Annotated in this window: 13 protein-coding genes; 6 read left to right on the top strand and 7 right to left on the bottom strand. The window is 56.2% G+C overall.

The window, feature by feature from the left end; genetic code table 11:
• Positions 1–12: 12 nt before the first annotated feature.
• The 7 genes from yhdP to csrD all read right to left on the bottom strand — a co-directional run bounded on the left by yhdP (position 13) and on the right by csrD (position 10,747).
• Positions 13–3,810: an AsmA2 domain-containing protein YhdP gene (gene yhdP, locus IM313_RS02850; RefSeq protein WP_192971974.1), complete on the bottom strand. Its 3,798-nt coding sequence runs from the start codon at positions 3,808–3,810 to the stop codon at positions 13–15.
• Between the two features lie 42 nt (positions 3,811–3,852).
• Positions 3,853–5,322: a ribonuclease G gene (gene rng, locus IM313_RS02845; RefSeq protein ID WP_008502847.1), complete on the bottom strand. Its 1,470-nt coding sequence runs from the start codon at positions 5,320–5,322 to the stop codon at positions 3,853–3,855.
• Positions 5,312–5,905, bottom strand: a complete 594-nt coding sequence (locus IM313_RS02840; protein WP_041907832.1) for a nucleoside triphosphate pyrophosphatase — start codon at positions 5,903–5,905, stop codon at positions 5,312–5,314. The genes rng and IM313_RS02840 overlap by 11 nt, the downstream gene beginning before the upstream one ends.
• Before the next feature lie 9 nt (positions 5,906–5,914).
• Positions 5,915–6,403, bottom strand: coding sequence for a rod shape-determining protein MreD (gene mreD / locus IM313_RS02835; protein WP_008502849.1), 489 nt, complete (start codon positions 6,401–6,403; stop codon positions 5,915–5,917).
• Positions 6,403–7,419 (bottom strand): rod shape-determining protein MreC, encoded by a 1,017-nt coding sequence (gene mreC, locus IM313_RS02830; protein ID WP_192971973.1) that lies wholly within the window; start codon positions 7,417–7,419, stop codon positions 6,403–6,405. The genes mreD and mreC overlap by 1 nt, the downstream gene beginning before the upstream one ends.
• A gap of 61 nt (positions 7,420–7,480) precedes the next feature.
• A complete protein-coding gene (mreB, locus tag IM313_RS02825; protein ID WP_000913396.1) occupies positions 7,481–8,524 on the bottom strand; it encodes a rod shape-determining protein MreB in 1,044 nt (347 codons plus the stop codon).
• Positions 8,525–8,806: 282 nt separating this feature from the next.
• Positions 8,807–10,747 (bottom strand): RNase E specificity factor CsrD, encoded by a 1,941-nt coding sequence (gene csrD, locus IM313_RS02820; protein ID WP_041907831.1) that lies wholly within the window; start codon positions 10,745–10,747, stop codon positions 8,807–8,809.
• 182 nt (positions 10,748–10,929) lie between these two features.
• Between csrD and IM313_RS02815 the strand changes: the two genes are divergently transcribed.
• The 6 genes from IM313_RS02815 (at position 10,930) to accC (ending at position 16,116) form a co-directional block, all read left to right on the top strand.
• A complete protein-coding gene (locus tag IM313_RS02815) occupies positions 10,930–11,904 on the top strand; it encodes an MDR family oxidoreductase (RefSeq protein ID WP_047367033.1) in 975 nt (324 codons plus the stop codon).
• A 77-nt stretch (positions 11,905–11,981) separates the two neighbouring features.
• Positions 11,982–12,983: a protein-methionine-sulfoxide reductase catalytic subunit MsrP gene (gene msrP, locus IM313_RS02810; RefSeq protein WP_028014608.1), complete on the top strand. Its 1,002-nt coding sequence runs from the start codon at positions 11,982–11,984 to the stop codon at positions 12,981–12,983.
• Positions 12,984–13,583 carry a protein-methionine-sulfoxide reductase heme-binding subunit MsrQ gene (gene msrQ / locus IM313_RS02805; protein WP_126345792.1) on the top strand — a complete coding sequence of 200 codons (600 nt, stop codon included), beginning with the start codon at positions 12,984–12,986 and terminating at the stop codon, positions 13,581–13,583.
• A 234-nt stretch (positions 13,584–13,817) separates the two neighbouring features.
• On the top strand, positions 13,818–14,270 hold the full coding sequence (gene aroQ / locus IM313_RS02800; protein ID WP_028014610.1) for a type II 3-dehydroquinate dehydratase: 453 nt from the start codon (positions 13,818–13,820) through the stop codon (positions 14,268–14,270).
• Between the two features lie 21 nt (positions 14,271–14,291).
• Positions 14,292–14,756, top strand: a complete 465-nt coding sequence (accB, locus tag IM313_RS02795; RefSeq protein WP_008502856.1) for an acetyl-CoA carboxylase biotin carboxyl carrier protein — start codon at positions 14,292–14,294, stop codon at positions 14,754–14,756.
• Between the two features lie 10 nt (positions 14,757–14,766).
• Positions 14,767–16,116 carry an acetyl-CoA carboxylase biotin carboxylase subunit gene (gene accC, locus IM313_RS02790; RefSeq protein ID WP_003860388.1) on the top strand — a complete coding sequence of 450 codons (1,350 nt, stop codon included), beginning with the start codon at positions 14,767–14,769 and terminating at the stop codon, positions 16,114–16,116.
• Positions 16,117–16,170: the final 54 nt, after the last annotated feature.

Below are 16,170 nucleotides of genomic sequence, written 5' to 3'. Positions count from 1 at the left end.
GCCCACGTCAAATCATTGCTGTGCATCTTTGCGCGGCTGGCGCAGCACCTCGTTAATCTGCGGTTTATCCACCGGACCGGTAATGCGGTAGCGCAGAATGGAGACCTTGCTCCACAGCGGCCCCAGCACTTTACTGGCGGCAAACACCGCCGCACCGACAATCGGGTTAACCACAAAGGCCGCCGCCACGCCCACGCTGGCGGAAATTTCCGGCGCCACCACGGCTTCCATATCCAGCTCGCGACGCACGAGGTTGACCGAGCCTTTCATGGCGATGTCCGCTTCCAGCCCATCCACCAGCGTGTCGTCCGTGTGCAGAACGCCGTCCTTGATCCACGCCGTACTGCGGATGGAATCGTAATAGAAACCTTCGCTGAAGGTGTCGCTGAAATCGAAGCGCAGCTTGCGAAGCAGCGCATCAAAACTCAGCAGGCGCAGGATCTGCCCGGCACGCCCCGTGCTCACATCGGCGATTTCACCTTTGCCAAAGTGTGTTTTCAGAATACCGTTCAGTGACGCTTCGTCCGGTGTCCACGGCGCGGCACGCCAGTGAAGATCGTAATTAACGTTAAACGAGGAGCCGCGCAGCGGCGTGCTGATGCCAAAGAAGTTGGCTGCCGCATCCAGCTTGGTGCCTTTAATGTCGCCCTTCAGGGACGTGCGCTGCTCGCCCGGGTTATTCACCCACTCTCCACCCGCCGTCATGCGGCCAAAGCCGGTGTCGATCAATCCGCCGGAGAGCTTGAGCGTATTCCCCTGGATGGCAAAATCACCGTCGATACGGCCATATTTTTGCCCCCACAGCCAGCACTCCGCGCAGCGCAGCTGCAGATCGGGCCAGCCGCTAAAATCGACGCGGGTAGTATTACTCAGCGGCGATGTATTCGCCGGTTTATCTTTACTCGCGGCAGCCGGATTGTAGTAGAGATAGCGGATCGCTGCCTGCCACGGCGCGTTATTGCGCATGGTCAGCGTGCCGTTGATTTCCCGGCCCTGCGCCTCCACTTTTGAGCCGTTAGCGGTTGGCTGGGAGACAATGCTCAGATTGTTCCACTGCTGTCCGCCCAGCATCAGCGACGGCGTGCGTACGGTAATGGTCTGCGGGAACTGGGCGGCCTCATCAACGTTTTGCCCAACGCCTTTCTGGAACAGCGCCAGCCACTCCGCACCGTCCATCGGCGGGAGATTCAGCTCAACGCCCGCATGCTCAGGCAACGGCGGCGTGGTTTTGCTGTCCGTCGTCCAGATGGCTCTGTCGAGGGTAAGCTTGCGGTTAAGCAGCCAGCGGCTGTTAAAGTGGTTTGTTCCGCCCGCGCTTCCGGTCAGCGCGAAGCTGTCCAGATTGCCATCCACGTTAAGCTTCACCGGCAGCGGCTGTCCCGCCTGTTTATCCAGCGGCGCAGGCAGCTGGCTTTGAAGATTCTTCAGGTCACCCGTAATGTCGACCTTATAGTGTGCACCCGCGTGATAAGGCAGGTCGATTGCCACTTTGCCCTGCCAGGCGACCGCGCCCGCTACTGACGCCTCAATCGGCTTCGGCAGGACGTCCATACGCGACGGCTGCCAGTTGCCGTCCAGATTAACGACCACCTGATAAGCCTTTTGCCCCTCGGCTGTTGAGAAGTCGATATTCACCGGCTGATTAAACCAGCTGGCGGTCAGCGGCTCGCTTTTCAAATTACCGTTCACAAAGCTGAACTGTCCGCTGAGGTCTTTCAGGGTGCTATCAAGCGGTTTAATGTACAGGCTGTTGTTCTTCAGACGGACGTCACCTTTGGCGGTGGTCATTTCACCGTCCAGCGGGATATCCAGATGTAAGCGAGCATTCACATCGCCATCGAGCTGGAGCTGCTGAAGGGTCGCCGCCAGCGACTCTTTGAGTGGCGTCTCCTCAAAGTACGGCCCCACCGCTTTCCCCGGGCCGTTGATGTCGGCATCAATCAGCAGCTTCTCTTTTGAGTAGTCCGGGATGTTGGCCGTCAGGTTGCTGGCCGTTACGCCTCCCAGCGCAACGCTGTCCGCCTTCATCCATAATCCGTCGTTGAGGAAGTTAAGCTCGATATCCAGGTTTTTCAGCGCGGGCCAGCCCGGCTGGAACGCGAAGGTGGCGTCGTGCAGCGGCACCAGCACCTGGAACTGCCCCTCATTATGTTTGTACGGGAAAAGATGCGGGTTACCGCCGTAGACCAGCGTGGCGTTTTCCGCCTGACCGCCCTGAATTGCGCCGCTCAGATAGTCGACCAGCGCTTTACCCATCAGATTTTCCGGGAAATAGCGCCAGGCCTGAGAACCGTCATCGGTACTGATCCCGGCCAGAATGCCCAGCCACGGTTCGTCACCCTGCGGCTGTAAATAGCGGAAGTCACCCCGCGCGTGTACCGCTTTGGCTTTGACGTCGATATGGCGACCATCAAGCTGGAAGCCCTTATCGTTACGGAGCCAGTTAAGCACCGCGCTGCCCTGTTCAATTTCCAGTGGCGCGCGGAAGACCGTCTCGTAAGGCATTTTTGCGTTGTGCATATCGGCCGTCAGCCTGCCGTTCTCCACGCTGCCTTCCAGCTTGCCGCTGAAATGCTCCGCGCCCGGCAGCATCTTCCACTGCTTCCAGGCAAGATCTTTCCATGTTGCCTGGAAACGGGTTTTTTCCGTCGCCTGAAGCGGGATATCCAGCGCCAGAGAATCAATTTTTCCGCTCGGCTGCGTTGCCAGCCAGATCTCGCCCAGGTCCGGAGAGAGCTTTGCCGCCATGGAGCGCAGGCCTTCAATGGCCGCCAAATCCAGGTTACTGGCGCGGATGCGCAGCTCATCGCTGCGTTTACTCGCCGCGCCGCCCACGTCCTGCTCCGGCATCCAGGCCAGCGTCAGCGCACCGCGCGGCCACGGCTTGCCGTCCATCGTGATGCGCGTATCCGGGATGGCGAACTGCCAGCCCTCTTTTTCCTGCGTCACGTGCGCGGTGAGGTTATCGACGGAAAGCTGATGCTGCTGTCTTTCACCCTTCCAGCTCGCGCCCCCTTGCTTCAGCCAGATATCGCCGCTGGCAAATTTCCCTTTCGTCAGGGTCATCCAGCCCTCAAGGCTGAAACGGGCGGTTTCCAGCTGCATGTTTTGCTGCAGCCAGTCGCCGAGCCAGGGCTTTACATCCACATCGTCGGCCTGCAGCCAGACTTTGCCGTTGTTTAACAGGCCGTCATCGTCACGCAAGTCCATACGCACCTGCATGACGCCGTGCTGGCCGTTCAGGCTGGAAAGATTGACCTGCCCTTCGGCGCGGTGTCGATCCTTGCCGTTAAGCCAGGTCAGCTGCGGGATCGCCAGTTCGGCGCGCTGGCCAGAAAGGGTAATAAAGCTCACTTCGCTGTCGCGCAGATCGAAATGATCGAACTGGCGGAGGAAGAGATCGCTGAAGCGGTTGGCTTCCAGGCCCTGATTGTTATCACCGCCCGTCAGCGGCGTATTGGTCAGAAACTGGAGTTGATAAAAGGTGAGATCGCGAAACTGCCAGCGCAGATGCAGCAGGCTTTGCCAGACGTCCAGCGCCAGGGTTACGCGTTTGATTTTGAGATGACCGCCATCTTTCAGGCTGGCGTTGATGTCACGGACATCCAGCGTCGGGCCAAAATTCTGCCAGCTGGCGCTAACCTGGCTTACGTCGACCGGCACGCCGGTGGTGGATTCGATTTTCGCCAGCAGCTGCGGACGCCAGCTGTCCAGATGCGGTAAAACGAGGCGTAGCCCGCTCACGAGCAACGCGACAATCACGACCAGCGTTGCCCCTGTAAGCACTAAAATCCCCGGCAATCGCCTCACGCATCTCTCCTTGTCAGCTTTCGTCACGCAGCGTACTGCGTTTTACATCATTACGACGTCAAACTGCTCCTGGTTATAGAGCGGTTCAATTTGTACTTTTACCTGTTTGCCGACAAAGATTTCCACTTCCGCCAGCGCGTGCGACTCTTCGCCTTTCAGGGCTTCAGCCACCGCAGGGGAAGCATAGACCAGAAAACGATCGGAGTCGTAGGCATGATGGACACGGACAATTTCACGCATGATCTCGTAGCAGACCGTCTCCACCGTCTTTACCGTTCCGCGTCCATGGCAGGTTGGACACTCATTACACAGGACATGTTCCACGCTTTCGCGGGTCCGTTTCCGGGTCATTTCCACCAGGCCGAGCTGCGAGAAGCCATTGATGCTGGTCTTCACGCGATCTTTACTCAGCGCCTGCTCCAGCGAGTGCAGCACACGACGACGATGGTCTTCATTACTCATATCGATAAAGTCGATGATGATAATGCCGCCGAGGTTGCGCAGACGAAGCTGACGCGCAATCGCCTGCGTGGCTTCGATGTTGGTGTTGAAGATGGTGTCGTCCAGATTGCGATGACCGACAAACGCGCCGGTGTTGATATCGACGGTGGTCATCGCTTCGGTCTGATCGATGATCAGATAGCCGCCGGACTTCAGTTCAACCTTACGCTCCAGGGCTCGCTGGATCTCGTTTTCGACATCATAGAGATCGAAGATCGGCTGACGCCCGGTGTAATGCTCCAGCAGGCCCGGCATTTCCGGGATGTATTCAGCGGTAAACTCCAGCAGCGCTTCATACGTCAGGCGAGAGTCCACGCGAATGCGGTCGAGTTGGGCATCGGCAAAGTCACGCAGCACGCGCTGCGCAAGCGCCAGCTCACCGTACAGCTGGTAGCGAGTCTGGTTGCGTTTTTTACGCTCCATCACTTTGGTCCAGACGCGTTTCAGGTAAGCCGCATCCGACGCCAGGTCTTCTTCGCTGATCCCTTCTGCAGCGGTACGGATAATAAACCCGCCCTGTTCATCGCAGTAGGCGCTGACCACTTTCTTCAGCCGCTCGCGCTCGCTTTCGCTCTCAATACGCTGCGAAACGCCCACGTGCGATGCGCCGGGCATAAAGACCAGATAGCGGGAAGGTAAGGTAATGTCGGTGGTCAGACGGGCACCTTTGGTGCCAAGGGGATCTTTCACCACCTGCACCATTAAGTCCTGGCCCTGACGCACCAGCTCGGAAATGTCGCGCACGGCAAACTGCTTTTGCTCTTCGCCCGCGACGCACTCGGTGTGCGGCATGATGTCGGAGGCATGTAAAAATGCCGCCTTATCCAGTCCAATATCTACAAAAGCCGCCTGCATACCCGGCAGTACACGACTGACACGACCTTTGTAGATATTGCCTACTATTCCGCGCCGCGCTTCACGCTCAATATGAATTTCCTGAAGAATGCCACCGTCAATATAGGCCACACGGGTTTCCGATGGCGTTACGTTTACCAACAATTCAGCCGTCATAATTATCCCTTCCCTCACGCAGTGAGTTAAAATTGCTCAGCAACTCATACGTTTCCACCAGCGGTAAGCCGACTACGGCGTGATAGCTGCCATTAATCTTCCTGACAAAACAGCCACCCAACCCTTGAATACCGTATGCACCTGCTTTATCCATCGGTTCACCGCTGGCAATATAAGCGGCGATCTCGTCGTCGGTAATCACTCTGAACGTGACATCCGTAACCACCAGGCAATCCAGCACGTGCTGGCTGTCCGCCAGCGCGACGGCCGTCATCACCTGGTGCGTTTGCCCGGACATCTTGCGCAGCATGCGCGCCGCATGGCCAGCGTCATGCGGTTTCTCGAGGACTTCACCGTTAAGGATAACGATGGTATCTGCTCCCAGCACGGGCAGATCGCGCGGCACACAGGCCACGCCCGCCTGCGCTTTCTCGCGTGCCAGGCGAGACACGTACTGCTGAGCACTTTCGCCCTCAGCACGTTTTTCTTCAATGCCGGTCACGATGCGTTCAAAAGAGACCCCTAACTGCGTCAGGAGTTCCTGACGGCGCGGGGAGCCGGAAGCAAGATACAGAGACGTCATAGAAACCTTTTATTGCACAGCAAACTGCTGGCGAACCTTACGCATCAGCAGGAATAGCCACGGCCAGAGCACACCGTTTACTACACTACTCCAGAACACTTCCGGTCGGAAAGAGACGTTGATCACTAAAAACTCTGCCCAGAAAACAACGATATCCGCAGCAAGCGACAACAGCATCACGACCAGGGCCTGTTGCCAGAGCGCGAGGTTACGGAAGAGCTGGAATTTCAGTGCGACGAGGTACGCAATAATGCTCATGGACAGGGCGCGCACGCCCAGCGTAGAGCCACTAATGAGATCCAGTATGGCACCCATCACAAAACCCGTGCCGACATTTACGCGATGCGGCAGGGCAAGGATCCAGTAAAGTAAAATGAGCAAGACCCAGTTTGGCCGGAAAACGAGAATGTTATCCGGCCAGGGCATAATCTGCAGCAACAGTGCAATGAGGAACGAGAGCCAGATGACCCAGCGTCCCTGGCTACGATAGCTTGCCACTACTGCCCTCCCGAAGAGAGTTTAGGCGGTGGCGGCGCATCAGCCTGCGGCTGCGTTAACCCGGTTGCCGGCGCAGGCACGGGCGCAGGCGGCCCCATAGAGTCCGCTGGCGGAAGAACCTGCGGCATCATCTGCATCAGGCGTTCGTTCGCCACGCGATGCACCTCTTCAGGCGTCATCGGGTTAGCACCGTTACGATCGGCACCCCAGAGCAGCAGCAGATAGCGCAGACGCTGTAAACCGGCGGTTGGACGGGCCTGAATCACGGTGTATGCACGCTGCGTATCCAGCTTAACCGAAGAAACCACCGCAACCGGGTAACCTTCAGGGAAGCGTCCACCGAGACCGGACGTCACCAGCACGTCGCCGACACGGATGTCCGTGTTAGCAGGCAGATGTTCCAGCTGCAGATCGTCCGTGCAGCCGTTACCGGCCGCAATCACGCGGATATCGTTACGCAGGACCTGGATCGGCAGTGCGTGGGTGGCGTCGCAAATCAGCAGCACGCGGCTGGTCAGTTTGGCGACGGCAACGACCTGGCCTACTACGCCCTTATCACTGATGACGGGCTGACCTTCATACACCCCGTTCACGCTCCCTTTGTCGATCACAACCTGATCGCTGTAAGGGTCGTTCACGGTGGAGATCACCTGGGTAACCATCTTCTGCTCGTCCTGACGCAGCGGCGAGCCGAGCAGTTCACGCAGACGCGCGTTTTCCTGCTTGTATTGCCCCAGCATCAGCAGTTCGCTGTTTTTCAGCAGCAGTTCCTGGCGTAATGCCCGGTTTTCAAGTTCGAGCTGGTCTCGTGAAGACAGCGTTTGAGAAACGGAGTCGAGCAGTTCACGGGGACCATTTGATATAAAGTAGAAAGGACTGACGGCGGTATCCATGTACGTTCGGATCTGGCTGAACGTACCGAGGCGGCTATCGGCAATAATGACGCCAAGCGCAACCAGAACCGCCAGAATGAGGCGAAACTGTAGCGATGGGCCACGGCTAAAAATTGGCTTCATAGGCTATGCGTATTCTCGTGTCAGAGAGAAAGGGTAGCGATTCGCTACCCTTTCACCATGACTACTCTTCGCTGAACAAGTCGCCGCCGTGCATGTCGATCATTTCCAGCGCCTTGCCACCACCGCGGGCGACGCAAGTCAGTGGATCTTCTGCAACTACGACAGGAATACCTGTCTCTTCCATCAACAGGCGGTCGAGGTTACGCAGCAGCGCACCACCACCGGTCAGAACCATACCGCGCTCGGAGATGTCGGACGCCAGTTCTGGTGGGCACTGTTCCAGCGCAACCATTACCGCGCTCACGATGCCCGTCAGTGGTTCCTGCAGTGCTTCCAGAATTTCGTTGGAGTTCAGGGTAAAGCCGCGTGGAACACCTTCCGCCAGGTTACGGCCACGCACTTCGATCTCACGCACTTCATCGCCCGGATATGCAGAACCGATTTCGTGTTTGATACGCTCTGCGGTGGCTTCACCGATCAGAGAGCCGTAGTTACGGCGCACGTAATTGATGATGGCTTCATCGAAGCGGTCACCACCGATACGTACGGAGGAGGAGTACACCACGCCGTTCAGTGAGATAACGGCCACTTCAGTGGTACCACCACCGATATCCACCACCATAGAACCGGTGGCTTCAGAAACTGGCAGACCTGCACCGATTGCCGCAGCCATTGGCTCTTCAATCAGGAACACTTCACGTGCGCCTGCACCCTGGGCAGATTCACGGATTGCGCGACGTTCTACCTGGGTTGCGCCAACCGGCACACACACCAGAACACGCGGGCTTGGGCGCATGAAGCTGTTGCTGTGAACCTGCTTGATGAAGTGCTGAAGCATTTTTTCAGTCACGAAGAAATCAGCGATAACGCCGTCTTTCATTGGGCGAATAGCGGCGATGTTGCCAGGGGTACGACCCAGCATCTGCTTCGCGTCATGACCCACTGCGGCCACGCTTTTCGGCGAGCCTGCACGATCCTGACGAATGGCCACAACAGAAGGCTCATTCAATACGATGCCTTGTCCTTTTACATAAATAAGGGTATTCGCGGTACCCAGGTCAATGGACAGGTCATTGGAAAACATGCCACGAAATTTTTTCAACATACTAAGGGATAATCCTGAAAGCTGGGGCGGAAAACAAAATCCGCTTACTTTACCAACCACACGCAGCAGCGACAAGGCGCAAAAATCATCTGCAACGGTGAAAATTTGTGCAGTACGTTTCCTGTTGTTACAAATTCATCCCCTGACTCCCTCAGGGCTGAGTAAACAGTCGTGTTCCTCACTGATATTTGTAACCCATTAAAGGTCGTTCACTGGCTTTTTGCTCGACATACTCAAAGCTACAGGCGCGATATTCTACGTGAAAACAACGTAAACGGCAGGTCAAACAGAGTATCTTTGCAAATATTTTTTCACGTTGGTGTCAAGCGGCTGAGAGGCGGCAAAAAAATCGCCCTGACCGCCCGTCACTCCGCGCTCTGTTAACATCTGCCATTCGCCTCTGGAGCGCACGCCTGCGGCAAATACCTGTGTTCTTGTTCCCTTACACGCTTCAACCAGACTCTGAACCAGCAGCTGGTTTTCCGTGCGCTTCTCAATATTCCTTACCAGCCCCGGATGTAGCTTTAATAGCTCCACATCCAGCTCCTTGATCCAGCTGGTACTGACCAGCGTTAAACCCGCCTGCGTTACCGCGACACGGGCACCGAGCGCGTTGATCAAACGGACCACCGGACGCAACCGGCTGATGTGTTGACCCACATCCGCCTCAGCAAGTTCAAAAATAATGCGTTTGCGTTGCGATTTTTCGCATTGCATTAATGTATCACGCAGCCAGCGCTGAAAACGCGGGCGTATTAATGACTCAACGGTAACCTGTAACGCCAGATTCTCTTCAGGCCAGAATGATAAAAATGGAATCAAGCGTGTAATTTGCTGGCGGTCATACTCTTCGGAGAGCCCAAATTGCAGAACCATCGGCAGATATTCCGCAGAAATAACCTCTTCCGTCCCGTCGAAAATACGGCACATCAATTCCCGGTGGTGGACAAAACCGTTCTTCATGACCGCCGGTTTTTGATAAATACGCGGCCCGCCGCGACTCAGCATTTGCTCAATCAAAGTACGCCAGCGCACGTTTCCACGCCCCTTTTCAGGCAGCGAATCATCATAGACCGCCCATCCGTTCGCCCCTTGCAATACCGCGTTGCGGGTGGCCGCTTCCGCATGCTCCATCACCTGCTCTGTCGACTGTCCGCCGCGCCAGGCGCAAATCCCCATATGGACCATATCGTCTCTGTCGAGCATTTTGCTCTGCGGCAGCGCGTCGACGGCCTTAAGTAGCTGGCTGGCAATGCTTTCTGATTCCTTCAGCGTGCGATGCGGCAGCAATACGGCAAAGTCACTGCGGTGGTAGCGGGCCAGCAGCGCCCCCGGATAGCGCATAATAAAGGTGGAGAGCAGGTTGATCAGCGTAAAGAGATTTTCTTCCGCCGCCCGCTGCCCCCATGTGTCGCGCAGCAGATCGAAATCGGGCAGGCGAATCATCATCACCACCCCGTGCGTGCCCACTTTTTCCGGGTCGTCGAGCAGCGTGGCGAGTTGATTGTCAAAGAAAAGGCGGTTGTTCAGGCCGGTTTTATTATCCTGCGCGGCATAAGAGCGGATCAGCGTATCCATTCGGCTGCGCTGGTCGCTGGCAAACTGGATCTCTGAGAGCAGCGTATCCAGCGCGCTGCTGGCGCGTGAGGGCCATTCATGGACCGAGCCGCGAACCTGCGGGCCGCGTTCACCGTTCAGGATACGCACAGAGCGGATCTCCAGCAGTTCCTGGCCTGAAAGCTGGCGGCGCAGCCAGCGGACCGCGAGAAAAATCAGCAAAATAATGAAGGCGACGGCAACAGTAAGCGGCGCGGTGGTCATCATAGAACGGAAATAGCTGGCCATCGGATCGAGGTAGACCATGTGTATGGTCATCCCCGGATTTTTGAGGGAGTGCACCGTCACTTCCCGATACTGGCTCACCACGCCCGCAGGTCGATAGCTGTCCTGTCGTTCATGGCTTAAAACCGGATGCTTTCCCTGCTGGATGTCGACCTGAATAATATCAACCGGCACCATCAACTCATCCAGCTCCCGGGATAGCTCAGGAAGTGGAGTGGTCAACAGACGCGTATCAATGACCGACGCAACGGACTGCACCCGGTTGACCAGTTTGTCCTGAATGGCGTTATAAAAGCTCAGAGAGCAACCAAGAAGCGTGACAAAGATGGTAAGCCCCGTCAGCAGGGTGATAAAAGCCGAGAACTTCGTCGTTAATCGCATCCTTGAGATTACTCCGTGGGTTGATGGGGTAGCGAGTAAGCGCTAACTTGCATTTCAAATGCGGCATACTACCAAACCTGGCGTATCTGGCAATTTATTGCGTTAAATCGGCATTGCTTTACCCTGAGCGAGTATAGTCTTCAGGAACTCTTTTCCAATCATCTGAGCCGTGAGGACCCCGTATGCAGGCTTTAATCTTAGAACAGCAGGACGGCAAAACGCTTGCCTCCGTACAGGACGTAGAAGAGACTCGCCTGCCGGAAGGCGACGTCACCGTCGACATCGACTGGTCCAGTTTAAATTATAAAGATGCGCTGGCGATCACCGGCAAGGGTAAAATCATCCGAAATTTCCCTATGGTGCCGGGTATTGATTTTGCTGGCCGGGTTCATAGCAGCGAAGATCCCCGTTTTCATGCGGGCCAGCAGGTGCTGCTCACCGGCTGGGGCGTGGGCGAAAATCACTGGGGTGGGCTGGCAACGCAGGCGCGCGTGAAGGGCGACTGGCTGGTGCCTATGCCGAAAGGCATAGATGGTCGCAAAGCGATGATCGTTGGTACCGCAGGCTTTACCGCCATGCTGTGCGTGATGGCGCTGGAAGAGGCGGGTGTTCGCCCCGAGTCGGGTGAAATTGTTGTTACCGGGGCCAGCGGTGGCGTGGGCAGCACGGCGGTCACGCTGCTGCACAAGCTGGGTTATCAGGTTGCGGCGGTTTCCGGCCGTGAAAGCACGCATGATTATCTGCGCCAGCTCGGCGCCAGCCGCATTCTTGGCCGCGATGAGTTTGCCGAGACCCGCCCGCTGGAAAAACAGGTCTGGGCAGGTGCAGTGGATACCGTCGGTGACAAGGTGCTGGCAAAAGTCCTGGCGCAGATGAACTACGGCGGATGCGTGGCAGCCTGCGGCCTGGCCGGGGGATTTGCCCTGCCAACGACCGTCATGCCATTTATTCTGCGTAACGTCCGCCTGCAGGGCGTGGATTCCGTGATGACGCCTGCGGCTCGCCGTGCAGAGGCATGGGAGCGTCTGGTGCGCGATTTGCCGGAATCGTTCTATACCCAGAGCGCTACCGAAATTACGCTCAGCCAGGCACCTGAATATGCCAGCAAGATCATGGATAACCAGTTCCACGGCCGCGCGCTGGTGAAAATCGCCTAATCTTCAAATTTTCGTGACATATTCGCGCTAACGCTTCTCCTCCGTCATGCTTAGAAAAACGCATGACGGAGGATGCCATGAAAAACCGAAAACTGACGGAAGCCGACGTAACGTCTGAGTCTGTCTTTATGTTACAGCGCCGCCAGATCCTGAAAATGCTTGGCATCAGCGCCACGGCACTGACGCTCTCTCCAGCGGCACACGCCGACCTGCTCGACTGGTTTAAAGGCAACGATCGCCCTAAGGCGCCTTCCGGTGCCCCGCTTACCTTTACCAAACCCGCCGAATGGCAAAACACGCTGGCGCTCACGCCGGAAGATAAAGTCACCGGCTACAACAACTTCTACGAATTTGGTCTGGATAAAGCCGATCCTGCCGCCAATGCCGGCAGCATGAAAACCGATCCGTGGACGCTGAAAATCGACGGTGAAGTGGCAAAACCTCTGACGCTGGACCATCACGATCTGACCACCCGCTTCCCGCTTGAGGAGCGTATCTATCGCATGCGCTGCGTAGAGGCCTGGTCGATGGTGGTGCCCTGGGTAGGCTTCCCGCTGCATAAGCTGCTGGCGATGGTTGAACCCACCAGCAACGCAAAATACGTCGCCTTCCAGACGCGCTACGCCCCGGACGAGATGCCGGGCCAGAAAGACCGGTTCATCGGCGGCGGGCTGGAGTATCCCTACGTTGAAGGGTTACGTCTTGACGAAGCCATGCATCCCCTTACCCTCCTGACCGTCGGCGTTTACGGCAAGGCGCTTCCGCCGCAGAACGGTGCCCCCATCCGTTTAACCGTGCCGTGGAAATACGGTTTCAAAGGGATTAAATCGATCGTCAGCATTAAGTTGACCCGCGAACGTCCGCCGACGACATGGAACCTGGCGGCGCCGGGTGAATACGGCTTCTTCGCCAACGTGAACCCGCATGTGGATCATCCCCGCTGGTCGCAGGCGACGGAACGCTTTATTGGCTCCGGCGGCGCGCTGGACGTGAAGCGCCAGCCCACGCTGCTGTTTAACGGGTATGCGGATGAAGTGGCGTCCCTTTACCGTGGCCTCAATTTACGGGAGAACTTCTGAGTGCGTTTAACGGCAAAGCAGATTACCTGGCTGAAAGTGCTGCTGCATTTAGCCGGGATACTTCCTTTTATCTGGCTGTTCTGGGCGGCCAGCCAGGGCCTCTTTAGCGCCGATCCGGCAAAGGATATCCAGCATTTTACCGGTCGGATGGCTCTGAAATTTTTACTGGCCACCTTGCTCGTCTCGCCGCTGGCGCGCTACGCTAAACAGCCATTATTGATACGCACCCGTCGGCTTTTGGGGCTATGGTGTTTTGCCTGGGCGACCCTGCACCTCACCAGTTACGCCCTGCTGGAACTGGGAATTAACAATCTGACACTGCTTGGCCGCGAGCTGGTAGCACGCCCTTACCTGATGCTGGGCATTGTTAGCTGGCTGATCCTACTGGCGTTAGCGCTGACATCCACGCAATATGCGCAGCGAAAGCTGGGCCGTCGCTGGCAGTTGCTGCACAACTTCGTCTATCTTGTCGCGATCCTCGCCCCCATTCATTATCTGTGGTCGGTGAAGATCCTCTCTCCGCAGCCGGTCCTTTACGCGCTGGCAGCCGTGGCGCTTTTAGCATGGCGTTACAAGAAGTTCCGCCAGTGGTTGCGATAGTTCGCGAAACTGTGCGTTTTCCCGCAGATTACCTCTCAACCGCAAATCTTTTTTGGATTGCGGTTGATAATCTTCCCTGATAAGACCAGTATTTAGCTGCCAAATGCTACGAAATCGTTATAATGTGCGACCTTGGTTCGCCTGACAGCGGTTTTGAGCCTCTGAAAAGGTGACATTTGCGCTTCGACGGTATATTTTGTTTTTTACCCGAAAATCGCAGGAGATAGCGGCATAATGACTGATAAGTTCCACATCTTAGTTTTAAACGGACCGAACCTGAACATGCTCGGCACCCGTGAGCCAGAGAAGTACGGCACGCTAACATTGAGCGAAATTGTTAACCGTCTGAGCACGGAAGCAGCCTCGCTGAATGTGGATTTGGATCATTTTCAGTCAAACGCGGAGTACGCAATCATCGACCGTATTCATCAGGCTAAAGACACTGTGGACTATATCCTGATCAATCCGGCCGCGTTTACGCACACCAGTGTTGCTATCCGCGACGCACTGCTCGCGGTGAGTATCCCGTTTATCGAGATCCACCTGAGTAACGTGCACGCCCGAGAGCCGTTCCGCCACCATTCGTATCTGTCGGATATCGCTGCTGGCGTTATCTGCGGTCTGGGCGCAGACGGCTATTCATACGCTTTACAGACAGCGGTAAAACGCTTGTCACAATCACACTAAACAAGAGTACGGAACCCACTCATGGATATTCGTAAGATTAAAAAACTGATCGAGCTGGTTGAAGAATCAGGCATCTCCGAACTGGAAATTTCTGAAGGCGAAGAGTCTGTACGCATCAGCCGTGCAGCCCCAGCCGCTAGCTTCCCGGTAATGCAGCAAGCTTACGCTGCGCCAGTGCAGCAGCCTGCGCTTTCCGCAGCCGTTGCGCCAGCAGCAGCTGAAGCCGCACCTGCCGCTGCAGCAGAAATCAGTGGTCACATCGTACGTTCCCCAATGGTTGGTACTTTCTACCGCACCCCGAGCCCGGACGCGAAGGCGTTCATCGAAGTGGGTCAGAAAGTCAACGTAGGCGATACCCTGTGCATCGTTGAAGCGATGAAAATGATGAACCAGATCGAAGCTGACAAGTCAGGTACTGTGAAAGCGATTCTGGTCGAAAGTGGTCAGCCGGTTGAATTTGACGAGCCGCTGGTCGTCATCGAGTAACGAGGCGAACATGCTGGATAAAATTGTTATCGCCAACCGTGGCGAGATTGCACTGCGTATTCTTCGTGCCTGTAAAGAACTGGGCATCAAGACCGTGGCCGTGCACTCAAGCGCGGATCGCGATTTAAAACACGTATTGCTGGCGGATGAGACGGTCTGTATTGGCCCGGCTCCGTCCGTAAAAAGCTATCTGAACATCCCGGCTATCATCAGCGCCGCTGAAATCACCGGCGCGGTGGCAATTCATCCGGGTTACGGCTTCCTCTCTGAGAACGCCAACTTTGCTGAGCAGGTTGAACGCTCTGGCTTTATCTTCATCGGTCCGAAAGCCGACACCATTCGCCTGATGGGCGACAAAGTGTCTGCAATCACCGCAATGAAAAAAGCCGGTGTTCCAACCGTGCCAGGCTCTGACGGCCCTCTGACCGACGACATGGATGCTAACCGTGCTCATGCTAAACGCATTGGCTACCCGGTTATCATCAAGGCGTCCGGCGGCGGCGGCGGTCGCGGTATGCGCGTTGTGCGCAGCGATGCTGAACTGGCGCAGTCCATCTCCATGACCAAAGCGGAAGCGAAAGCGGCTTTCAGCAATGACATGGTGTACATGGAAAAATACCTGGAAAACCCACGCCACATCGAAATTCAGGTGCTGGCTGACGGTCAGGGTAACGCGATCTATCTGGCAGAACGTGACTGCTCCATGCAGCGTCGTCACCAGAAAGTGGTCGAAGAAGCGCCAGCGCCGGGCATTACCCCGGAACTGCGTCGCTACATCGGCGAGCGTTGCGCCAAAGCGTGCGTCGATATCGGCTATCGCGGGGCGGGTACCTTTGAGTTCCTGTTCGAAAACGGCGAGTTCTACTTCATTGAAATGAACACCCGTATTCAGGTTGAACACCCGGTTACCGAAATGATCACCGGCGTTGACCTGATCAAAGAGCAGCTGCGTATCGCAGCCGGTCAGCCTCTGTCCATCAAGCAGGAAGAAGTTGTGGTGAAAGGCCATGCGGTAGAGTGCCGTATCAACGCCGAAGACCCGAACACCTTCCTGCCAAGCCCGGGTAAAATCACGCGTTTCCACGCGCCGGGTGGCTTTGGTGTGCGTTGGGAATCTCATATCTACGCCGGCTACACCGTACCGCCGTACTATGACTCAATGATCGGTAAGCTCATCTGCTACGGCGAAAACCGTGACGTGGCGATTGCCCGCATGAAGAACGCCCTGCAGGAGCTGATCATCGACGGTATTAAAACCAACGTTGATCTGCAGATGCGTATCATGAGCGACGAGCACTTCCAGAATGGTGGAACGAATATCCACTACCTGGAGAAAAAACTCGGTCTGAACGAGAAGTAAGAGAGCTGTGTTGCTAAAAGGCCGGATTATCCGGCCTTTTTTTATTTCTGGGGA

Origin of the sequence: Enterobacter cloacae complex sp. P2B, from assembly GCF_014895985.1 — a bacterium.
GTDB lineage: Bacteria > Pseudomonadota > Gammaproteobacteria > Enterobacterales > Enterobacteriaceae > Enterobacter > Enterobacter bugandensis.
Note: the sequence above shows the minus strand (reverse complement) of the source record. Positions and strands in the feature narration are given on the sequence as shown.